The sequence below is a fragment of the Bacillus sp. VA13 genome (genome assembly GCF_055710085.1).
In genome coordinates this window covers 133,014-154,669 of sequence record NZ_JBVQPP010000003.1, presented here as the reverse complement: position 1 = coordinate 154,669, position 21,656 = coordinate 133,014, and the positions used below count along the sequence as shown (strand labels likewise).

The following is a 21,656-nucleotide window of genomic DNA, read 5'->3' as shown; positions in this document are numbered from 1 at the left end:
ACTGAAATGGCAACAATTCGAATTCATGATGAGGCAAATACAACGATTGAAAATCAAGAGGAAGTAGCAAGCTTTCTGGACAGTCAAGAGGTTATTTATGAGCAATGGGATATCGCGAAGCTCCCGGAACAGCTTTCAGAGAAATATGATCTGACAGAAGAAGAAAAACAGCAAATCCTTGATACCTTTGAAACTGAAATTAAAGATATCTCAGCCCGCCGCGGCTACAAAGCACAGGATGTTATTTCTTTGTCAGATAGCAATCCGAAACTTGATGAACTGCTTGAGAACTTTAAAAGAGAGCATCACCACACAGACGATGAGGTCCGTTTTATCGTAAGCGGACACGGCATTTTTGTCATTCAGGGCAAGGATGGCACGTTTTTTGATGTCCGTTTAAACCCTGGAGATTTAATCTCCGTGCCTGAAAATATCCGCCATTATTTCACACTTCAGGAGGATCGCAAAGTTGTCGCGGTGAGAATCTTTGTCACAACAGAAGGCTGGGTTCCAATTTATGAAAAAGACAGCGTGAATCAATAAGCAGGAAAAGCCCCGTTTGAAGAACGGGGCTTTTTATATTTATTGCAAACGCCACTTTTCATATTGTGACATTTCTTTTTTAATCAGCATCCAAATCAAACCTAAAACAGCTGCATCGTCAATGATCCCAAGACCGAGTATAACATCTGGAATGACATCGAGCGGCATGGCGATATATAAGATGGCAGCAGTTAGAAGAAAAAGTGTTTTAACCTGAGAACGTGGATAGTCGCCGTTTCTCCAATCGCGAAGCATTTGAAAAAAAACAGTAATGTGCTGGATACATTTTTTTCGGTTTTTCCTTTTTAACATCGCTTTTCCGCCTGCCGCTCCGAGCATCATTGCTTTCTTTTTCTTCATCGGGCATCCCTCCTGCCTGGCGGTGTGTTTAAGATATTCTTCATCTGGGTATTGTTCTTCTAATCCTATCAATATATCTATTATACCTGAAAAAATAACTTATTTAATGAAAATATGTTTACAAATAAAGTATAATCTGTAATAATGCACAATAACCCAATCAAACTTGTTTCCTATTTCTTAGCGGCGAGGGGTGAAGTGAATGGGCGGTTCTTCTGAACAAGAAAGATTGTTGGTGTCTATTGATGAAAAAAGAAAGTTAATGATAGATGCCGCTAGAAAGCAGGGATTTACAGGGCATGACACGATCAGACACAGTCAGGAGCTGGATTGTTTAATAAATGAATATCACCAGCTCATGCAAGAAAACGAACATTCTCAAGGGATTCAAGGCCTTGTAAAGAAATTAGGCTTGTGGCCCCGCAGAGATGTTATGCCAGCATATGATGCAAATAAATAGCGGCGCTGTCAAATGCATATATAAAGAGAGAGCTTTTCAGAAGCGCTCTTTTTTTCTGGAAAAATTCATATGAAAGAGGGAACTGATGAAAGAACTGGCGATTCTCATTACTGAAATGGTCAATCAATTTCATGACGCTTTTATCTCATTATGCGGAATGTTTGGCATTCATTTAACAGACAAAGAAATGCATTTTTGGGTGATCGGCATTTTTGGCATAATCTTTTTCAGCGTCACTCACGCTGTGTTTTCATGGCTTTCTAAATGGAGCATGACAGCCTTGTCCTTTATCTATACCGTTACAGTGATCATTGTTATCGTATTTGCGATTGAAATTCAGCAAAAAGTGACGGGGAGAGGGAACATGGAGTTTTTAGATGCCACGGAAGGGTTAAAGGGTTTTTTAGTATTCTTTATGTTTTTTTTGCTTCTGAAATTGCTGTTCCGCTTCATCAAAATACTCTTTTCTGGCAGAACAGCAAGCAAGTCGACTGGCAATCCACGGTCACGAAGATAAAAAACCCTCCTGACACGGTCAGGGGGGCTATGAAGCGGATACGGGGAGGGTGATCGTCACCTCTGTGCCTCTTCGCACTTCACTTTCGATATGAATAGAGCCACCGTACATCAGAACGATCCGTTTACATACGACAAGGCCGAGACCGGTTCCTTTTTCTTTAGAAGTAACAAAGGGAAGGAAGATATGATCCAGCATTTCCTGAGAAATCCCTTCACCGTTATCCACAACTTTGATAATGGCCTTTTTATCCAAAGCTCCCACTGAGATCGTCAGTTTGCCTCCTTCAGGCATTGACTCGAGGCCATTTTTTGCTACATTTAAAATCACTTGTTTAATATGATCTTTGGTGCATTTTACGAGCAAAGGCTGCTCAGTTAAATACTGTAATTCGACTTCAACATTGTATAGGTTGCCCTCAGAATAGATGATCGGCATAATTTCACCGATAATATCCTGGAGCGAGTTCAGCTCCCATTTTTCAGCTGTCGGCTTGCCGAGAACGAGAAACTCACTCACAATTTGATTAATGCGCTTTATCTCTTGTTCGATAATGGAGAAGTAAAGCTGATCTTCTTCACCTTTATATTTCTTTTGCAACAGCTGAATAAAGCCGCTTATGCCGGTGAGCGGGTTACGGATTTCATGGGCTGTGCTGGCAGCAAGCGTTCCGATCAGCTCTAATTTTTGCGCCTCATTTTCTGAGCGCTCCAGCTGTGTCTGCCGCTTCAGCAAATAATACAGCACGAGAATAAAAAGGATATTCAGCAGAACAATACTACATGAAAGCGGAAGCACAAGGCTTTTCGTCAGTTCTTCTATTGTAACCGGGTTCGGATATACTTTCATATTCCAGCTGATATCATCCAGATATCCGCTGACAGGTTTCTGCTCTATTGCATGTGAGGCCTGTCCGCTCGTAAAAATTATTTTTCCGTCTTGATTCACAACTTCAATATAAACATCAGGGCTAAGTAAGTTAATGAGATTTTTCAGATAATCAATTTGAATAGCTGCGACAAGATAATTTGTCACATTTCGTTTTGAGTCCAAAACAGGGACACAAATTGTAAAAATCGGCTGGCCTGTAATTCTGCTCGAATAACTATCTGAAATGACTGTCTTTTTTGTTTCCTTCGCTTTTGTAAAAAAAGATCTGTCGGCCAGGTTTACTTTCATTTTTAACTCTGTTGTGCTTGCGGTGACGTCTCCTTTGGCATTTAGAAAATAGAGACCGGAAAATCTCGGCTCTGAATCAAAGGTTTTTTCCAAAATCGACTGCATTTTCTTTATATCAACCGGTCTGTCGATGGCGATGGACAAGGAAGTCATTCTCGCCTCTGTTTCTCCGATTAAATAATTGATTTTGTTGCGGTGAAGGTTCAGCATTACACTCGCTTCTTGCTTATGTTCTGCAGCTATTGTATCTTTTTCTTTTTCATATACGAAAAAGCTGATGACGATTGCCGGAATCACGACCAGTATAATATAAAGTTTGACTCTCCCGCAGGCGCCTTTTAGTATTTTCAATTTGCATCGCTCCAACATACACCTGATTAGAGGTATTATATCATTGTTTCTTCTTCTTTAATAAGAAAAAATAACCAAAAAAATTAGAAAAAGATGTTGAGCAGCTTATAATATAAAAAAGAAGAGAAATATTGGAAAGATTTTTATTGACATTTCGGTCTTTGTTTATTAATGTTTCTCTGTAACGGTTTCTAAAAGGATGATTGAGACATGACAGAAAAATCACTGAAGTTATTTATCGTGCTGTCGCGCGCGTATCGGTCCATTAACGATCATATGAATAAGCATATTCATAAGCATGGACTAAACCCGACTGAATTTGCTGTGCTAGAGCTGTTGTACCATAAAGGCGATCAGCCGCTGCAGCAGATAGGAGATAAAATTCTCTTGGCTAGCGGGAGCATCACATACGTTGTAGATAAGCTGGAACAAAAAGAACTCCTCATTCGGAAAGCGTCTCCTACAGACAGACGTGTGACATTTGCACAAATTACTGAAAAAGGCATCGGTCTTTTGAATGATATTTTTCCTGATCACGCTGCTGAAATTGATGAAATGATCAGCGTATTAAGCGAAGAAGAGGTAGAGATGTGCACGGAAATGTTAAAAAGAGTAGGATTAAACGCAAAACAGTTTCATAATAAGTAAAAAAAGGAAGCCTGATATGTCACAGGCTTCCTTTTTAACTATTTTTCATTTGTTTCCGCTGCGCCTCTCGGCAAGATGAGAACTTCAACACGCCGGTTTTTGCTTCGGCCTTCCGCTGTTTTGTTGGAAGCAACCGGTTTATACTCACCATACCCCTTGGCACTGAATACTTTTGCATCGAGCTTAGGGTTTTCAATCAGTAGCCCCATAAAGTTTACCGCTCTCATGACGCTTAAATGCCAGTTTGATTGGAATTCAGAATTTTTAATTGGCATATTATCAGTATGTCCGCTAATAATGATATTTCTTGGCGGATTAATCACAAGAAGATTTGAAATCTCTTTTGCAAGCGGAACATCTTCCTTACGGATGGTCGCTTTCCCAGAATCAAAGAAGATACTGTCTTTAATCGTAATCAGAAGGCCTTCACTAGTCATCTTCGTTTCCAGCTGATGTTCCAGCTTTTTATCTTTGATGAACTTTTCCACCTGGCTCTTCACATTTTCAAGTTCTTTTTGATCAGCGGCTTTTTCTTTTTCTTTCTTGTTTTTCTCTTTCTCTTCTTTATCCTTTTCAACTTCATCGATTCCGTCTGACTCGTTTTCTGGAGGGGTGACACTGGAGTAGTCCATTACGCCGGTGCCACCTGTAAAGACTTCATTAAATGATTTTGAAAGCATCTGAAACTTAGCTGCGTCAATCGAGCTGCTCGCGTACAGCACAATAAATAATGCCAGGAGAAGAGTAAGGATGTCGGCGTAAGGGACGAGCCATGATTCATCAACGTGTTCGTCCTCATGCTTCTTCTTCTTTTTTCTCGCCATTTTGCGCCTCTCCTTGTTCTGCAAATTTCAAGCGGTCCTTCGCAGGAAGATACATTAAAAGCTTTTGTTCGATGACTTTCGGTGCCTGTCCTTCTAAAACGGATAAAACACCTTCAATCATGACCTCACGCAGTTTTACTTCTTGTTTTGATTTGCGTTTTAATTTATTTGCGAAAGGATGCCATAATACATATCCCGTAAAGATACCGAGAAGGGTGGCGACAAAGGCTGCACTGATAGCGTGTCCAAGCTCATCTGTGTTGTCCATATGAGAGAGGGCGGCAATCAGTCCGATTACAGCGCCTAGTACTCCAAGTGTCGGCGCGTACGTTCCCGCCTGTGTAAAAATAGCGGCTCCGGCTTGGTGCCTGTCCTCCATCGCTTCGACTTCCTCTGTCATGATATCTCTGATAAATTCCGCACTTTGCCCGTCAACAGCCATGCTGAGCCCGTTTTTCAGGAAAGCGTCATCTACATCCTCAATGCTTGCTTCTAAAGCAAGCAGGCCTTCGCGGCGTGCAAGCTGGGCCCATTCAGAGAACATAGGAATGAGCTCCTCTATCGTCAGCTGTTTGTTTTCTTTAAATAACACTCGGAACAGCGCAGGCACTTTTTTAATTTCTTTTGTTGGGAACGCAATAACGACTGCTGAGATTGTCCCGGCGATAATAATTAAAATGGCAGCTGGGTTTGCAAGCGCACTGAAACTGACGCCTTTCAGAACCATCCCCACACTCAATGCCACAAAAGCAAGAATAATACCTATTAACGAAGTTTTATCCATAGTTTTCACCAAATCCTTTTTTACTAGCTTGTCTATGGTTAATATCGGTTTTGGTGCCCGGAACTTTAGGGACATTGTGAATTTGTTCATGAAATATTCAAGGAAGAGGCATAGAAGGGAGAAATAAACAAAAACGGGCCTTTCGAAATTGAAAAGCCCGAGAGTTTAGCGGTATTGAATTTGGCAGTTTGTTTGCAAGCTGTCCTTCAGACGGTTTTCATATAATAATAGAAATAAATATTCACTGTATATAAACATGTTCCATCCCTCCTTAAGAAAAGTGTAAAGGATGAAGGGAAGTAACGCTTCGGGGGAAGGAACGGTATTTTCTCAGTAAAGAGTATGAATCCGCAAAAAAGCGGCTTCCTAAATAGGAAACCGCTGATTATTATTTCGCTTGCACTTTGATTGTATGATCTTCTGCAATGACGTGAAAACTTGTGATCTCGCTATTGTCAAGCAGCAGATCGGTCATTTTATCCTCAATCCATTCTTGGATGGTTCTTCTGAGCGGACGTGCGCCGAATGAAGGGTGGTAGCCCAGCTCAGCGATTATTTCTTTCGCTTCGTCTGTCACACTCAAGCTGATGCCGCGTTCTGACAATGTTTCTTCAAGTTCTCCAAGCAGCAGGCTGACGATTTTGACCAAATGTTCTTTTTCCAGTGAGCGGAACTCAATAATGCTGTCAAAACGGTTGAGGAACTCAGGTTTAAAGAACATGCTCAGTGAATCAATCAATGTTTGTTCTTCGATTACACTGTCATCTGATTGGAAACCGACTTTCGTTTGTTTCTCACCAGCACCCGCGTTGCTTGTCATGATAATCACAGTGTCTTTAAAGCTTACGGTTCTGCCTTGGCTGTCTGTCAGACGGCCGTCCTCCATAATTTGCAGGAACATATGCTGAACGTCAGGGTGTGCTTTCTCAATCTCATCGAGCAACACGATGCTGTATGGATTGCGGCGCACTTTTTCTGTTAATTGCCCAGCTTCCTCATGGCCGACATATCCAGGCGGTGAACCGATGATTTTAGAAACGGCATGTTTCTCCATGTATTCGCTCATATCGAGTCGGATCATAGCGTCTTTTGTGCCGAATAATTCATCTGCCAGCGTTTTAGAAAGTTCTGTTTTCCCTACGCCAGTAGGGCCGACAAAGAGGAAGGAGCCTACTGGTCTGTTTTTGGATTTTAATCCGGCGCGGCTTCGTCTTACCGCTTTTGCCACTTTTTGAACAGCGGCTTCTTGTCCGATCACGCGTTCACGAAGTTTTGCTTCAAGCTCTTTCATTTTTGTTTGTTCATCTGCCTGCAGTTTGCCGACAGGGATGCCTGTTTTTTGTTCAATGATATCCTGAATGTGCTCAGCTTTCACAGTGACAGCGGAATGAGCAGAAGAGCTGTTCAGCTTTTTCTCTAATGCAATTTCTTCATCACGGAGTTTTGCCGCCAGTTCGTAATTTTCTTCTTCCAAGGCTTTTGTTTTTTCGGCTTCAATCGCAGTTAAGCGTTCAGCCGCATCTTCGTCATTCAGCTCATCAATTAACAGATTGGCTTTTGAACCTGCTTCATCTAATAAGTCAATTGCTTTATCCGGCAGGTGTCTGTCCTGAATGTAGCGGGATGATAAAGTCACACATGCTTTGATTGCTTCATCACTGAATGTCACGCCATGATATGCTTCGTATTTGTCTTTGATCCCTTGCAGAATGAGGATGGCCTGTTCAATTGAAGGCTCCTGCACCATAACAGGCTGAAAACGTCTTTCCAGCGCGGCATCTTTTTCGATTTGACGGTATTCTTTCAGTGTTGTCGCACCGATGACTTGCAGTTCGCCTCTGGCAAGTGCAGGTTTAAGAATGTTGCCAGCGTCCATTGATCCTTCAGCAGAGCCTGCGCCAACGAGAAGATGAATTTCATCAATGAACAGAATGACATTTTTTCGTTCTTTCAGCTCAGTGATCAGCTGTTTCATTCTCTCTTCAAATTGGCCTCTGATTCCTGTGTTTGCAACAAGGGATGCAACATCAAGCAAGTAAAGCTCTTTGTTTTTCAGTTTGTTTGGAACATCACCTTCAGCAATTTTTAAAGCAAGTCCTTCGGCGATGGCGGTTTTCCCTACACCCGGCTCACCAATGAGAACTGGATTGTTTTTGTTGCGGCGGTTCAGAATTTCGATCACGCGCGCCACTTCTTCATCACGGCCGATGACGGGGTCAATGAGACCTGCCTTTGCACCGTTTGTAATATTTTGAGCCAGCTCATCAAGCAATCCTTTTTTCTCGCTTTGTTTTGCTGCGCTATGTTCTTTCGGCTGGAATGCTTGTTCAAACGGAAAACCGAAAGAGTGAGGACCCATGCTCATTGAGGGTTTACGAGTCAGTTCGTTATAGCAGGTTTCACATAGAACCATATGTTTATGAACGGAATTTATTTGCATGTTAAGGCGAATCGTCGCCTCGTTTTGATGACAATGTTGACAACGCATTTGCCAAAACCTCCTTAAAAATTTGATCTTCTTTGACCAATGAATGTGAATAAAAAGGCCGTTTGGATTTGACCTTCTTTGACTATTAGTATACGGCAAACTTAACGGCTTTCAAAACAATTTGCTCAGAGCAGTCTGACTATTTGACTAACTTTGACCAATTGGTTTTTAAAAAAGGCCGGTTCATTTGACCAACTTTGATTAATAGTATACTCTGACCATCTTTGACTTTCAAGTCTTTTGCGTAAAAAATTTTTGATTTGTTTACACAGTAAAACATGTTTTCTTCGTCTTTTCAAGGAACTTGTCTCATAGGTTATAAAAAGGCATATATGGACAAAACTGCGGTTCGTTCGGAGGGGAGAAATGGAACAATCAAAAGGGTCTGCAAGTCAGCTTGCTTTTGTGTATGTCGGTACAGTAGTCGGAGCTGGATTTGCGACTGGCAGGGAAATTGTTGAGTTTTTTCTGAAGTTCGGCTGGTTCGGTTTATTCGGTATTATCATCAGCGGCGGGATGTTTACGTTTTTGGGGGCCAAGCTGATGATCATTTCAAAGCGAATCAATGCCAAGTCATATCAAGAAATGAATATATTTTTGTTCGGTGCGACAGCTGGGCGGATTATCAATGTGTTTATGCTGTTTGTTCTCCTCGGTGTCACATCTGTTATGCTTTCTGGGGCAGGGGCGCTTTTTGAGGAGCAGCTGGGGATGTCTGCTCAGATTGGGATGCTGATTACAATTGGATTGAGCTTAATTGTGATGACTAAAGGGGTAAAAGGCATTTTCGGTGTCAATGTGTTTGTTGTTCCTCTTTTGATCATCTTTTCTATGATTGTGGTGGCCGACTCTTTTATTTTCAGCGAGTCGCGGAACGCAGCTCAGTGGGTCTGGCCACATCGCTGGGACTGGCTGTTGTCAGCGGTTTCTTACGGCGCTTTGAATTTATCGCTTGCCCAAGCGGTTTTGGTTCCACTGGCGAATGAAATGCCATCGGAAAAAGTAATAAAAAAAGGCGCTTTAGTTGGAGGCACGATGCTGACGATTGTGCTGTCCGCGAGTTTTCTGTCATTGTCGACACTCCCGGATGTATTTTTGTATGATATACCGATGGCTCAAGTGGTTTATCTCTTTGCGCGATCTGTCCATTTGATTTATTTGCTCATTATTTTCGGTGAAGTGTTCACATCAGTTATCGGCAATCTATATGGGTTGGAAAAACAAGTGCAGAGCTTTCTGCCAATGAAAAGCAAATATATCTTTGCAGCCATTATGATTACGGCTTATATCACGAGCCAAATTGGATACGGAAAGCTGATTTCAACGATTTATCCTTTGTTTGGCTATGTGAGTTTGGCCTTCATAGGCGCCCTGATTTGCAAAAAGTCTCCCCGGCGGCGCAGTTTGTAACATACATATATAATGAAGCGAGCCGTCATTGCAGAACGATGCTTGAACGGAAAGCTAGGGGCTGACTTTTTTTATTGTCAAGAAAAACAACATTATGGTAAGATAGCAGAAGTGAAAAATTGAAGAAAATCCGTACGATATGCGGGAGAGGTTCTAGCTACACCCTCTATAAAAAACTAAGGACGAGCTGTATCCTTGGATACGGCCTTTTTTATGTTTTTCTAGAGCACCTTCCGAAAAGGTGTTTTTTTGTGTAAATCAGCTGTAGCGATGTCTCTCGCCGAAAGTTTTTATTGCGGAGAAGGAGAGGAATCATGAAAAAAGAAAAAGCAATTGTCGTATTTAGCGGCGGTCAAGACAGCACCACATGCTTACTGTGGGCTCTAAAGGAATTCGAAGAAGTCGAAACGGTGACTTTTCATTACAATCAGCGTCATTCGCAGGAAATTGAAGTGGCAAAATCCATTGCAGAAAAGCTTGGTGTGAAAAACCATTTGCTCGATATGTCACTTTTAAATCAGCTTGCACCGAATGCTCTGACAAGAAATGATATTGATATAGAAGTAAAAGACGGCGAACTGCCATCCACATTTGTTCCGGGCCGCAATTTGGTATTCTTATCTTTTGCGTCTATCCTTGCATACCAAATTGGCGCGCGCCACATTATTACAGGAGTTTGCGAGACAGACTTCAGCGGTTATCCTGACTGCCGTGATGAATTCGTGAAATCTTGCAATGTAACAGTAAACTTGGCGATGGAGAAGCCGTTTGTGATTCATACGCCTCTCATGTGGCTGAATAAGGCAGAAACGTGGAAGCTTGCAGATGAGCTTGACGCGCTTGATTTTGTAAAAAACAACACGCTGACGTGTTATAACGGCATCATCGCAGACGGCTGCGGCGAATGTCCGGCATGCCACCTTCGTTCAAAAGGGTATGAAGAGTATATGGCGATGAAAGGAGAGCGTGCATAAATTGTTATCTCAAATTTATCCGCAGGCCCAGCATCCTTATTCATTTGAACTGAATAAGGACATGCACATTTCAGCTGCTCATTTTATCCCTAGGGAAAGTGCTGGAGCGTGCAGCAGGGTTCACGGGCACACGTATACCGTAAATATAACCGTTGCCGGTGACGAACTTGACGACTCCGGCTTCCTTGTCAATTTCAGCGTGCTCAAAAAACTGGTGCACGGAAACTATGATCATACGCTTTTAAATGATCATGAAGATTTTTCTCAGGACGACCGGTATTCGCTGCCGACAACTGAAGTCGTGGCGAAAACGATTTATGACAACGTACAGGCTTATTTAGACACATTGGAGAATAAGCCGAGCTGTGTACAGGTGTTTGTCCGTGAAACACCGACAAGTTACTGTGTCTACCGTCCGAAAAAGGGTGGTTTGAATGGCTAAAGGAATTCCTGTATTAGAAATATTCGGCCCGACGATTCAAGGAGAAGGCATGGTGATCGGACAGAAAACGATGTTTGTCCGTACAGCCGGCTGTGACTATTCCTGCAGCTGGTGTGACTCCGCCTTCACTTGGGATGGGTCTGCTAAAAAAGATATTCGCTGGATGACGGCTGAGGAGATTATTGCAGAGCTTAAGGACATTGGCGGAGACGCGTTTTCCCACGTGACGATCTCAGGCGGCAACCCGGCCCTGTTAAAGCAGCTGGATGCTTTTATCGAACTGCTGAAGAAAAATAACATCCGTGCAGCGCTCGAAACCCAGGGGACCGTTTATCAGGATTGGTTTACGCTGATTGATGATCTGACAATTTCTCCAAAACCGCCAAGCTCAAAAATGGTGACAAACTTTCAAAAGCTTGATCACATTTTGACTTCGCTTAAAGAGAATAACAGACAGCATGCTTGCAGCTTGAAGGTAGTCATTTTTAATGATGAAGATCTGGAGTTTGCCAAAACGGTGCACAAACGTTACCCGGGAATCCCGTTTTATTTACAAGTCGGTAATGATGATGTGCATACGACAGATGATCAGTCACTGATTGCACATTTGCTTGGAAAATATGAAGCGCTTGTTGATAAGGTAGCTGTCGACGCGGAGCTGAATCTGGTCAGAGTGCTTCCGCAGCTCCACACCCTGTTATGGGGCAACAAACGCGGAGTATAATAGAAAGGAAGATAAATATGACGACAAGAAAAGAATCAGAATTAGAAGGTGTCACACTGCTTGGCAACCAAGGAACAAATTATTTGTTTGAATATGCGCCAGACGTGCTGGAATCCTTCCCGAATAAACATGTAAACCGTGATTACTTTGTAAAATTCAACTGTCCTGAGTTCACATCTTTATGCCCGAAAACAGGACAGCCTGACTTTGCAACAATCTACATCAGCTACATTCCTGATGAAAAAATGGTTGAAAGCAAATCATTAAAGCTGTATCTGTTCAGCTTCAGAAACCATGGTGACTTCCACGAAGACTGCATGAACATCATCATGAATGACTTGATCGAATTAATGAACCCGCGCTACATTGAAGTATGGGGCAAATTCACGCCAAGAGGCGGAATTTCCATTGACCCGTACACAAATTACGGAAAACCGGGCACGAAGTATGAGAAAATGGCCGAATACCGTATGATGAACCATGACTTGTATCCGGAGACGATTGATAATCGTTAATGAGAAGTCAACAAAATTAGGTAAGGTCACACTTGAAAATGGTTCATTTTATGGGGGAACGTGTGACTTTTATGCAATGAAAAATTGATCGTTCAGAAGTTATTTAAGGCGTACAAATGTGTACGTCTTTTTCTTTTTATGCACAAAAATAAACTATTAACTACGTCAGAAGGCTAGTCAAATCAAAGAAAAAGTGTTTTGTAAATCGCTTGCTTTTTCTGTGCTGGCGAGAGAAACGATTCATTTTCATTCTCTTACAATTTCATTTTGCAGGAAGCTATCACGTTATCTCGCACTTGAACATTTTTTATAGACTGGTACCGCGACAAATTATTTTACTTATACATACCAATAAAGTAGACATTAAAAGGTGAAAGAGAGGGCGAAAATGTGTGAAAATTCTTTTCCTCGAGAGTCATCCCATGTGGCTCTATGGTTTACCGAATGGGTTTAGGGAAGCAGGACATACCGTAATGATTTCGGGTCCTGTAAGTCGGGAAAATATCACTGAAATGATAGACGAATTTAAACCAGATCTAATAGTATCTATGGGATGGACACCAGAGCATTCAAGGGAAAAGCAAATCTGGATTCGCAACGCAACTAAAAAGGTGAATATCCCCCTTGTTTATTGGGCAACTGAAGACCCACTGCACACTCAAAACTTTACCATCCCGTTAATTAAAAAGATGAAACCGGATTTTGTTTTCACGGTTACGCCTTCTCTGTGTAAAACTTATGAAAGTATGGGGATTAAAGCAGCCCACTTAGACTTTGCCTATCACGAAAGTATACATCACCAGATTAAACCATTAGCAAAATACAGTTGTGATATAGCAGTGGTAGCTAATGCTTACCCTAATTTTCTTGAAGAACATCCGGAAGTGTTCCGTTCGTCCTCTTTAAAAACACTTATTCGTCCTCTTATACGAAAGGGTATTCGCATTGATTTTTGGGGGAGAAATTGGGAAAACATGAGTAAATATATAGGAAGAGAAATTCCCCGCAATTGGATCCATGGATACCTTGATTATACTGAAGCGTATAAAGTTTACAGTTCAGCAAAAATCATTATCGGATTGCAAAACTGTGAAAGCCAACTTACGCAACGCACCTATGAAATTCTTGGTTCCGGGGGGTTTTTATTGACATCGGATACACCAGCAGTTCGAGGTAAATTCAAACCTGGTCGCGATCTCATCGTTTCTTCCTCCCCAAAAGAAACATTGGAAAAGGTTAAATACTATTTGAATCATGATAGCGAGAGAAAAAAGATTCGGATAAACGGTAAAAAGGCTGTAAAGAAAGATTCCTATCGGCATAGAGCTGAGAAAATGATTGAGGTGCTAAAAAGCAGAGGAATCTTAAGAAACGTAGGGGAAACCATTCATTATGTAGATGTCCTCAAAGAAAAATACGAGATTCATCATGTTACTCCCGGTGAAACATTATCAAAAATTGCAAGGAAGTATAATGTTTCCCTTCAGCAGATCATGGAGCTTAATCATTTCAAATCGGATCAAATATATGCTGGACAAATTATTAAGATTAGAGAGAAACGGTCTAGAGATGTAAACAAATTTTTCTAAAGGAGAGTCATATGAATGAAGGGAAAAAGAAATCAAGCGAATAAAGTAAAAAGAACGCCTCGTTATATGGAATTTCCCGTAACATATGAAGTTTATCATGTGGAATCTGGCGATACATTATGGACGATTTCCAAATCCTTTAATATTCCGGTACAACAACTTATGAATCTTAATAAAATTTCTTCAGATAGAATTTATCCAGGACAAATTATAAAGATAAGAGAAAGATAATCTTTGAGAAACGAAACAAATTGAAATGATCAGTCTTCATTTTTTTATTTGTTGGGAACTTGATATTTTTGGGGATGAAGGGGTTATGAGATGTTTCAAATGAGCTATTTCTATTCTGGATTAAGTAGCGATTTTATTCAACACGTTGATCAAACGAACGGAGTATTAAATGTCGTGTCTCCTGATTTTTTCTATATCAGAAAAGATGGATCATTACTTCTCCGTTCAGCTGATCCCGATGTGATTAAAACTCTTCATAGAAGAAAATTAAAAGTAGTTCCTTTTCTAAGCAATCATTGGAATCAGGATTTGGGACGATATGCATTAAAGAACCGAGTGCTTTTGGCTAAACAAATTTCTCATGCAATAGAAGAACTGGATTTGGACGGAGTTAATATCGATATAGAAAACCTTACAGAAAAAGATCGGAAGGCATTTACGGATTTTGTTAGACTGGTAAGAAAAAGTATTCCTGGACATAAAGAGGTATCAGTTGCAGTGGCGGCAAATCCTTTTGGCTGGACGAAGGGCTGGCACGGATCATATGATTACGAAAATTTAGCAAAATATGCAGACTATCTTATGGTTATGGCCTATGATGAAAGCCGCCTTGCTGGGCCTACTGCAAGTGTAGGATGGATGGAAAGGTCCATTCAATATGCTCTAACCCAAAAAATCTCCCCTCAAAAACTAGTGTTAGGATTGCCATTCTATGGCCGCTGCTGGATGAATGGCGAATCTAATTCCCAAGCCATTCCCCTTTACCTTGTTGACTCATTAGTAAAAAGACATAACGGGACAATTATTTTTGACACAAAGAGTCAATCTCCAAAAGCGGTGTTTACGATCAATCACGACAAGAAGGGTCCATTACCTTCAGGAACATATACATTATGGTTTGAAAATGAACAGTCACTCAGAGCAAAAATAAAACTCGTTCAAAAATATAATCTGAAAGGCCTTGGCAGCTGGAGTCTTGGACAAGAGGATTCGTCAGTTTGGAATAAAGTGTTTAAAAATATATAAGGATTTATAGTTCTAAGCAAAATCCAAGATAATTGTAATGAATCTCTAAATCTTGGACATACTGAAAAGCATTTATTACGGGTACAGGTAAAACAGTGAGGACAAGGGTTGAATTCCAAAGGCCCTTGTCCCATGAACAACTTGATTGAATTAATGGACCCGCTGCATTGAAGTATAGGGCAAATTGATCCGTGATCCGTACACAAATGACGGAAAGCCTGGAACAAAGTAAGAGAAGATGCTGAGTACCGCATGATGGATCATGACTTGTTGATAATCATTAATATAATTTCTCCTGAAAAATGAAGGGGATTTTTTACATAAAAAAAGACGAGTGAATTCGGGGGGGATTCCACTCGCCGCTTTCTAATGAAAAGACGGGATGCTGGATGGCAGCTCGTCTGTTTTATTATAGTTGATCGAACGTATGTTTGTAAAGGTGTCTTTTCTAAAGAATTGGTTAACATAATAGGTCAGAACAGATTCATTGTAAACGTTCGCTAAGGTATGCTAAGATGCATGAACTATAAAGGAGTGAAATGAAGTGAAGACATTGCGATTAAACGATGTAACATTAGAAATGGCTGCATATCAAGAGGAGAGCGAGCCGAAGCGTAAAATTAAATTTACCCTAAACGTTACGAGCGAGACTTACCATGATATCGCTGTCCTGTTGTATGAAAAAACGTTTAACGTCGAGGTTCCGGAACGAAATCTTGCCTTCCGGGGGGAAATTACAAATTATTCAACGTCATTGACCAACCTGTATGAAGCAGGGTCTGTCAGCGAGTTCTATATAGAAATAACGGAAACAGACCAAAACGCCGATTCATAATCGGTGTTTTTGATGTAAAAAAGCTGCCGGCCGGCAGCTTTTGAGAAAGCGAATTTCATATGTAAGGTGTTTAATTGTCCGTCTTGCAGTTTTTGCGAATGAATGTGGAAATGAGGAGGTTTAATAGGAGTCTCTGATGATCTTATAATTTTTATGATTAACAACTGTCAATGAATCTAACTCAAGATCCCGATAGTTATCCATAATCGTGACATCAACGATTACAGAATTCTCATTTACTTTTTCAACAACACCGGTTAATCCGTTTTTAAATTCAATGACGTTTCCAACCTTAGCGATTTTCACAAGCTTCCTCTCCTTTAAACATAATAATGCCTTTTGAAAGTATTTTGCAGTATTTTCATTGAGAAGTAAAGCGATAAGGAGTTTTATCTCCCTAATGAATTGTCCTGACGTTATAAAGATGGTATATTGATTTTCGTCAAAAGAAAGAAAAGGGGGAATTTTCGTTGCGTCCCGAAGAGATTACAGAAATGATTGAACAGCTGCGCGCCGGCGCAATAAACGAACTGAGAGTCCAGAAAGAGCATTTCCTGGATTTCAGGGCTGTGTTATCTAAACAAGATGATTTTAAACATTTCCGAGGAATTGCCCAGCAAGGCGGAGATGTTATATTTCAATACTTAGAACAGCCAAGAAGCTGAAGGTTTCTCATACGTGAGAAGCCTTTTTATCATATATGACAGAATACAGGCTCTTTATTACACTCAGTTGTAACAGATGTAAACAAAATGTAAAACGCCAAAAATGGATAAACATGTTTTGAATTGACAAGATTTATAGAATTTCAAGCTGTTTTTCTTCCATTAACCAGCCTGTCATCCGGTATATTCCATCCTGATGCCTCCTTGGGAGAGTTGGAAAATCTTTTTCCGTGAAAATGAATGGATCTCTTGTTAAGGTTATGAAGTGTTTTTTTGAGCACTTTAAGGAGGAAACTGTATGACGACGAAATTCACTGCTCTGGCTGTTTTTCTTCTTTGTTTCATGCCTGCAGCAAAAATAGAACATACACAAGCTTCACTACTGAGCACAAAGAAGACAAAACATGAAGAAGCGAAATGGCTTACACATATAGATCAAGACAGAGACGAATCTTTCCCTTCACTGTCTGCTGATAAGGACCAGAAAAAAATAAAGCCGATCAAGCTATCAGCACACACTGAAAAGAAAGAGAAAGACAAGCCGGCCAAAACAACTGAAAAGAAAGAAACATATACACAGTCTGAAAAAGATCTGCTGTCCCGTCTCGTTCACGCAGAGGCTAAGGGAGAATCCTATAAAGGCAAGGTCGCCGTAGCAAGCGTTGTGCTGAACAGAACGGAGAAAAAAGGTTTTCCTGATACAATTAGAGGGGTTATTTATCAGAAAAATGCCTTTGAACCGGTTGCAAACGGAAGCATTAATCAAAAGCCTGATAAAGAATCGATTGCTGCTGCTGAAGAAGCGCTGTCCTCAAAAAATAGAGAAACAGATGCCATATTCTTTTATAATCCGAAAACAGCGTCAGATGATTGGATTCGTTCAAGAAAAATCATAGAAAAAATCGGCAGGCACGTTTTTGCCATCTAAGCATAGAAGAGACAATTTGTCTCAGCTGTGCTTTTTTACATATAAAGAGTAAAAATAAAATAATTTTTGAACTTGTCTCATATGATGTTGGTAGTACAAGAGACAAGGAGAGACATCATGAATCGATTTGTGAAAGGGATCATTCTTTTATCCATTGCCGCCTTTTTCGCTGAATGCCTTGAATTTGTCGTGAATATGATTTTGGCGCGGGAGCTTGGCGAGCACGGGATGGGGCTTTACATGAGTATTTTGCCCACGATCTTTTTAATTATAGTCATCGCAAGCCTGGAACTGCCGATCTCAATTTCTAAATTCATTGCCGAATCAAACCCTAAGCTTCATGAAAGCATGCTGAGGCACGCATTCAGAATGACGGTCGTTTTTACAGCGTTTTCTACTGCTGCTGCCAGTATTGCGCTTCCGTTTATTCCGGTATTTGATACATACCACCCGTTTATTAAAGGGATTGTCATCGGCTTAATTCCTATTGTCGCCTTTACTTCAATCGCCAGGGGCTATTTTATGGGTGTACAAAAAATGGGGAAGATCGCAATCGCCAATGTGCTGAAAAAAATCATCCAGCTCTTGTGCTTATTCCTCTTTTTTCAATGGTATTCATTTGAATTGGATATGGCTGTGCTGATTTCCTTGTTTGTCCTCGTCGTGAGTGATGTGGTTGTGCTTGTTTATTTATATTCACAATTTATCATGGCGAGGCGGGCGGTATCCGGCCAGCAGCACATTCATTTGCGCGGAAAGGATGTAAGAAAAAGACTGCTTGCCGTTTCCATTCCTACAACAGGGCTGCGCATTTTTCATGCGGTTGTCAATGCGATTGAACCCTTTTTAGTAAAAGGAGCGCTTTTGGCTGCAGGCGTTGCCGGGACAGCGGCGATCGATCAATATGGAATGCTGGCCGGTGTGGCTGTGACGATAGGGTCGTTCCCTGCTTTTATTGCCCATTCGTTAATGGTTGTCATGATACCAAGTATTTCGGAAGCTTATGCGCTTTCGCAATATGACGTCGTATTAAAAAGACTGAAGCAGTCGATTTTCATTACGTTTGGCTACGGCATACCGGCCGTCTGGATCATGTTCCAGTTTGCGGGACCGCTCACACATTTGTTTTTTCACTCCCCCGAAGCGCAGTATTACTTGCAGCTGTTGTGGCCTTACTTTCTCTTTCATCTGTTTGTCATGCCGCTGCAGGCGTGCTTAATCGGGATGGGGTTTGTTAAAGAAGCTTTTTATCACAATGTCTGGAGCCATATCGTGGCCCTAAGTATGATGTATGTGCTGGGATCAATGGAGAATTTGCAAATGCTCGGGATTATCCTAGGGATGAACACCGGCATGATTTTGCTGACGAGCCTTCACTATACACAGATTTGCAAAGCGCTGCGGGTATCTGTTTTCCTTACGGGAGGAAACAGAACGCCGCGAATTGAAGGATGATAAAGAAAAAGCAGGGGCAAGCTAATTGAAAAGCATGAAAGGAAGATTCCATGTTGACGAAGCGCTTGCTTACTGTATGCCTTATGTTATTGGGGATGATTGCATGGTTTCCTGATGTGGCAGCCGCTGAGAATAAACAGCCTGCAGTTCCCGCTGTTTTTCTTATGAAAACGATAGAAGGGGAGGATATCTCGATCCCGCATAAAGGGCAAAAAACCATCCTGCATTTTTGGACATCTTGGTGTCCGCCCTGCAAAAAGGAGCTTCCCCAGTTTCAATCGTTTTATAATGCCCATCAATCCGACGGCGTAAAGCTGGTAACGGTGAATTTAGTGAACTCAGAACAAAATCAGCAAGCCGTTGAAGACTTTATTAAAGCAAACAAGCTGACGTTTCCGATCGTTCTTGACTCAAAAGGAGAATTGATGAAGGAGTATCATATCATCACGATCCCAACATCATTTTTGCTGAATGAAAAGGGAGAAATTGAAAAAACAAAAATTGGCCCGATGACGGCGGAACAACTGAAAGAATGGACGGAAGAATAGGCTGAGAGCATAGACTCTCAGCTTTTTTCATGTAGTGAAGAATTGGATGAATGTTAATGATAATTATTATCAAGAAGAAATTAAAATAATTATAATTGAAATTCTCATTGCGCATGCTATAATAAAGGAAGACATCAAGAAATAACTGACGATAAAGCTGCCTTTTGGGCGGCAATTTTGTTTTTATAAGAGAAATGATGATGATTTGCGTTCTCAATTAGAGAGGAGAATTTGATATGAATGAACAAGTTATCGTTCAACACGATCCGCATGAGCCATTAAAAACAGAGCAGAGAGAAAAAAACTGGACACAGCATGCGGAGCTTATCGCAGCACTCGTGTCAGGCGCTCTTATTTTGGCAGGCTGGCTCTTATCCGGACATCAAGTATTATCAATAACACTTTATTTGCTGGCTTTTGTGATCGGCGGATTTGCTAAAGCAAAGGAAGGAATTGAAGAAACGGTCGAATCCAAAACGCTGAATGTAGAACTTTTAATGATTTTCGCTGCAATTGGTTCCGCCTTGATCGGATACTGGGCGGAGGGTGCTATTTTAATATTTATTTTTTCCTTAAGCGGAGCTTTAGAAACATACACGATGAATAAAAGCAGCAGAGATTTAACATCTTTAATGCAGCTTGAGCCTGAAGAAGCAACGCTGATGGTCAATGGTGAAACCAAAAGAGTACCGGTATCGGACTTGCAGGCCGGTGATATGATTGTGATCAAACCCGGAGAACGTGTAGCGGCAGACGGTATCATTGAATCGGGCTCAACAAGCATTGATGAGTCAGCATTAACAGGTGAATCAATGCCTGTAGAAAAAAACACCGGTGACGCTGTATTTACGGGAACTGTGAATCGCAACGGCTCCTTGACCGTCCGTGTCACGAAAGCAAATGAAGATTCGTTATTCAGAAAAATTATCAAACTGGTTGAATCTGCGCAAAGCAGTGTTTCGCCCGCACAAGCTTTCATCGAGCGATTTGAAAATGCTTATGTAAAAGGTGTGCTGATCGTGGTGGGGCTCTTGTTATTCGTGCCGCACTTTGCGCTGGGCTGGAGCTGGAGTGAAACCTTCTACCGCGCAATGGTGTTTATGGTTGTCGCTTCACCTTGTGCGCTTGTCGCTTCTATTATGCCGGCAGCTTTGTCCTTGATTTCAAATGGCGCCCGCAACGGTATGCTTGTGAAAGGCAGCGTCTTCCTTGAACAGCTGGGCTCTGTGCAAATGATCGCCTTTGATAAAACGGGCACTGTAACAAAAGGCCAGCCTGCCGTTGAGACGATTAGAATTGCAAAAGGATTCAGTGAAGCGGAAGTGCTTGAGGCCGTCTATGCAATCGAAACGCAATCAAGCCATCCGCTTGCTCAAGCAATAACAACGTACGCTGAAAGCCGAGGCGTAAATCAGTCCGGCTACATATCTATAGAAGAAACATCAGGGTTTGGCGTTATGGCAGAAGTGTCGGGCGCGAAATGGAAGATCGGTAAGGCGGGTTTTATCGGCGAGGAAATGGCAGCACAATTTATAAAACAAACAGCATCAGATATCATTCAAAGCGGCCATACGATTGTATTTGTGAAAAAGGATGACCAAATAGCTGGCTGTATCGCACTGAAAGATCAAATCAGGCCCGAAGCAAAAGAGGTTATGGAAGAATTGAACCGACTTGGCATTAAAACGGCCATGCTGACAGGAGATCATGAGGACACGGCTCAAGCGATAGCGAAGGAAGCCGGAATGACAACTGTTGCTGCAGAATGCTTGCCTGACCAAAAAGTGAATGAAATCAAACGGTTAAAAGAAGAATTCGGAACGATTGCAATGGTCGGTGACGGAATCAATGATGCGCCGGCACTCAAAGCGGCGGATGTCGGCATTGCAATGGGCGGGGGAACAGATGTCGCTCTTGAGACCGCTGATATGGTACTCATGAAAAACGATTTGAAAAAGCTCGTAAACATGTGCCGCTTGTCACGGAAAATGAACAGGATTATCAAACAAAATATCGTATTTTCTCTAGCTGTGATCTGCTTGCTGATTTGTGCAAACTTTTTGCAGGTGATGGAATTGCCATTTGGCGTGATCGGTCATGAGGGAAGTACAATTTTGGTGATCTTAAACGGGTTAAGACTCCTAAAATAAAAACAGCAGT

The 21,656-nt window shown here is 41.5% G+C and carries 24 protein-coding genes and 1 riboswitch; of the genes, 18 read left to right on the top strand and 6 right to left on the bottom strand.

Annotated elements, in window-relative coordinates:
• The first annotated feature begins 6 nt into the window (after nucleotides 1–6).
• A complete protein-coding gene (gene mtnD / locus AC0C66_RS12655) occupies nucleotides 7–543 on the top strand; it encodes an acireductone dioxygenase (protein WP_061187350.1) in 537 nt (178 codons plus the stop codon).
• A 39-nt stretch (nucleotides 544–582) separates the two neighbouring features.
• On the opposite strand, the gene AC0C66_RS12650 is transcribed toward mtnD, so the two are convergent.
• On the bottom strand, nucleotides 583–903 hold the full coding sequence (locus AC0C66_RS12650; protein WP_061187351.1) for a YkvA family protein: 321 nt from the start codon (nucleotides 901–903) through the stop codon (nucleotides 583–585).
• 202 nt (nucleotides 904–1,105) lie between these two features.
• Between AC0C66_RS12650 and spo0E the strand changes: the two genes are divergently transcribed.
• Together spo0E and AC0C66_RS12640 are read left to right on the top strand one after the other, a co-directional pair.
• The gene (gene spo0E / locus AC0C66_RS12645; RefSeq protein WP_003218598.1) at nucleotides 1,106–1,363 is read left to right on the top strand and encodes an aspartyl-phosphate phosphatase Spo0E; all 258 of its coding nucleotides are present in this window, start codon (nucleotides 1,106–1,108) and stop codon (nucleotides 1,361–1,363) included.
• Between the two features lie 85 nt (nucleotides 1,364–1,448).
• Complete coding sequence (locus tag AC0C66_RS12640; RefSeq protein WP_061187352.1) at nucleotides 1,449–1,880, top strand: hypothetical protein; 432 nt, start codon at nucleotides 1,449–1,451, stop codon at nucleotides 1,878–1,880.
• A gap of 27 nt (nucleotides 1,881–1,907) precedes the next feature.
• Here the strand turns inward: AC0C66_RS12640 and kinD are convergent, their stop codons facing one another.
• Nucleotides 1,908–3,428: a sporulation kinase KinD gene (gene kinD / locus AC0C66_RS12635; protein ID WP_072182856.1), complete on the bottom strand. Its 1,521-nt coding sequence runs from the start codon at nucleotides 3,426–3,428 to the stop codon at nucleotides 1,908–1,910.
• A gap of 192 nt (nucleotides 3,429–3,620) precedes the next feature.
• Between kinD and mhqR the strand changes: the two genes are divergently transcribed.
• Nucleotides 3,621–4,058 (top strand): MarR family transcriptional regulator MhqR, encoded by a 438-nt coding sequence (mhqR, locus tag AC0C66_RS12630; RefSeq protein WP_003232475.1) that lies wholly within the window; start codon nucleotides 3,621–3,623, stop codon nucleotides 4,056–4,058.
• 38 nt (nucleotides 4,059–4,096) lie between these two features.
• Here mhqR and motB read toward each other — a convergent pair whose 3' ends face one another.
• From motB to clpE, 3 genes are all read right to left on the bottom strand, one after another.
• Nucleotides 4,097–4,882 carry a flagellar motor protein MotB gene (motB, locus tag AC0C66_RS12625; RefSeq protein ID WP_003218604.1) on the bottom strand — a complete coding sequence of 262 codons (786 nt, stop codon included), beginning with the start codon at nucleotides 4,880–4,882 and terminating at the stop codon, nucleotides 4,097–4,099.
• A complete protein-coding gene (gene motA / locus AC0C66_RS12620) occupies nucleotides 4,854–5,666 on the bottom strand; it encodes a flagellar motor stator protein MotA (protein WP_003238984.1) in 813 nt (270 codons plus the stop codon). Before motA ends, motB begins: the two co-directional genes overlap by 29 nt.
• A 388-nt stretch (nucleotides 5,667–6,054) precedes the next feature.
• Complete coding sequence (gene clpE, locus AC0C66_RS12615; RefSeq protein WP_041520935.1) at nucleotides 6,055–8,154, bottom strand: ATP-dependent protease ATP-binding subunit ClpE; 2,100 nt, start codon at nucleotides 8,152–8,154, stop codon at nucleotides 6,055–6,057.
• A 366-nt stretch (nucleotides 8,155–8,520) separates the two neighbouring features.
• Between clpE and AC0C66_RS12610 the strand changes: the two genes are divergently transcribed.
• The 9 genes from AC0C66_RS12610 (at nucleotide 8,521) to AC0C66_RS12570 (ending at nucleotide 15,900) form a co-directional block, all read left to right on the top strand.
• On the top strand, nucleotides 8,521–9,564 hold the full coding sequence (locus tag AC0C66_RS12610) for a YkvI family membrane protein (RefSeq protein ID WP_014113587.1): 1,044 nt from the start codon (nucleotides 8,521–8,523) through the stop codon (nucleotides 9,562–9,564).
• A 141-nt stretch (nucleotides 9,565–9,705) separates the two neighbouring features.
• Nucleotides 9,706–9,750: riboswitch (PreQ1 riboswitch) on the top strand.
• Between the two features lie 128 nt (nucleotides 9,751–9,878).
• Nucleotides 9,879–10,538 (top strand): 7-cyano-7-deazaguanine synthase QueC, encoded by a 660-nt coding sequence (gene queC / locus AC0C66_RS12605; protein ID WP_014113588.1) that lies wholly within the window; start codon nucleotides 9,879–9,881, stop codon nucleotides 10,536–10,538.
• Nucleotides 10,531–10,980, top strand: coding sequence for a 6-carboxytetrahydropterin synthase QueD (queD, locus tag AC0C66_RS12600; RefSeq protein ID WP_072182858.1), 450 nt, complete (start codon nucleotides 10,531–10,533; stop codon nucleotides 10,978–10,980). Before queC ends, queD begins: the two co-directional genes overlap by 8 nt.
• Nucleotides 10,973–11,704, top strand: a complete 732-nt coding sequence (gene queE / locus AC0C66_RS12595; RefSeq protein WP_461845723.1) for a 7-carboxy-7-deazaguanine synthase QueE — start codon at nucleotides 10,973–10,975, stop codon at nucleotides 11,702–11,704. Before queD ends, queE begins: the two co-directional genes overlap by 8 nt.
• Nucleotides 11,705–11,721: 17 nt before the next feature.
• The gene (gene queF, locus AC0C66_RS12590; protein WP_072182860.1) at nucleotides 11,722–12,219 is read left to right on the top strand and encodes a preQ(1) synthase; all 498 of its coding nucleotides are present in this window, start codon (nucleotides 11,722–11,724) and stop codon (nucleotides 12,217–12,219) included.
• 392 nt (nucleotides 12,220–12,611) lie between these two features.
• Nucleotides 12,612–13,808: a spore protein YkvP gene (gene ykvP / locus AC0C66_RS12585; RefSeq protein WP_326228791.1), complete on the top strand. Its 1,197-nt coding sequence runs from the start codon at nucleotides 12,612–12,614 to the stop codon at nucleotides 13,806–13,808.
• A gap of 15 nt (nucleotides 13,809–13,823) precedes the next feature.
• Entirely contained in the window at nucleotides 13,824–14,039 is a 216-nt protein-coding gene (locus tag AC0C66_RS12580) for a LysM peptidoglycan-binding domain-containing protein (protein WP_268393024.1), read from the top strand.
• 90 nt (nucleotides 14,040–14,129) lie between these two features.
• On the top strand, nucleotides 14,130–15,065 hold the full coding sequence (locus tag AC0C66_RS12575; protein WP_072182863.1) for a glycosyl hydrolase family 18 protein: 936 nt from the start codon (nucleotides 14,130–14,132) through the stop codon (nucleotides 15,063–15,065).
• A 544-nt stretch (nucleotides 15,066–15,609) separates the two neighbouring features.
• Complete coding sequence (locus AC0C66_RS12570; protein ID WP_072182864.1) at nucleotides 15,610–15,900, top strand: DUF3219 family protein; 291 nt, start codon at nucleotides 15,610–15,612, stop codon at nucleotides 15,898–15,900.
• A gap of 120 nt (nucleotides 15,901–16,020) precedes the next feature.
• Here AC0C66_RS12570 and AC0C66_RS12565 read toward each other — a convergent pair whose 3' ends face one another.
• Nucleotides 16,021–16,206: a YkvS family protein gene (locus AC0C66_RS12565; RefSeq protein ID WP_003232446.1), complete on the bottom strand. Its 186-nt coding sequence runs from the start codon at nucleotides 16,204–16,206 to the stop codon at nucleotides 16,021–16,023.
• Nucleotides 16,207–16,370: 164 nt separating this feature from the next.
• Between AC0C66_RS12565 and AC0C66_RS12560 the strand changes: the two genes are divergently transcribed.
• The 5 genes from AC0C66_RS12560 to pfeT all read left to right on the top strand — a co-directional run bounded on the left by AC0C66_RS12560 (nucleotide 16,371) and on the right by pfeT (nucleotide 21,646).
• Nucleotides 16,371–16,565 carry a hypothetical protein gene (locus tag AC0C66_RS12560; protein WP_088679432.1) on the top strand — a complete coding sequence of 65 codons (195 nt, stop codon included), beginning with the start codon at nucleotides 16,371–16,373 and terminating at the stop codon, nucleotides 16,563–16,565.
• A 298-nt stretch (nucleotides 16,566–16,863) separates the two neighbouring features.
• Nucleotides 16,864–17,493: a cell wall hydrolase gene (locus AC0C66_RS12555; RefSeq protein ID WP_061187361.1), complete on the top strand. Its 630-nt coding sequence runs from the start codon at nucleotides 16,864–16,866 to the stop codon at nucleotides 17,491–17,493.
• Nucleotides 17,494–17,610: 117 nt separating this feature from the next.
• Nucleotides 17,611–18,948: a sporulation protein YkvU gene (gene ykvU, locus AC0C66_RS12550; protein ID WP_014113596.1), complete on the top strand. Its 1,338-nt coding sequence runs from the start codon at nucleotides 17,611–17,613 to the stop codon at nucleotides 18,946–18,948.
• Nucleotides 18,949–18,998: 50 nt separating this feature from the next.
• On the top strand, nucleotides 18,999–19,496 hold the full coding sequence (gene stoA / locus AC0C66_RS12545) for an endospore biogenesis thiol-disulfide oxidoreductase StoA (protein ID WP_079288750.1): 498 nt from the start codon (nucleotides 18,999–19,001) through the stop codon (nucleotides 19,494–19,496).
• Between the two features lie 236 nt (nucleotides 19,497–19,732).
• Nucleotides 19,733–21,646 (top strand): metal-transporting ATPase PfeT, encoded by a 1,914-nt coding sequence (gene pfeT / locus AC0C66_RS12540; RefSeq protein ID WP_088679430.1) that lies wholly within the window; start codon nucleotides 19,733–19,735, stop codon nucleotides 21,644–21,646.
• Nucleotides 21,647–21,656: the final 10 nt, after the last annotated feature.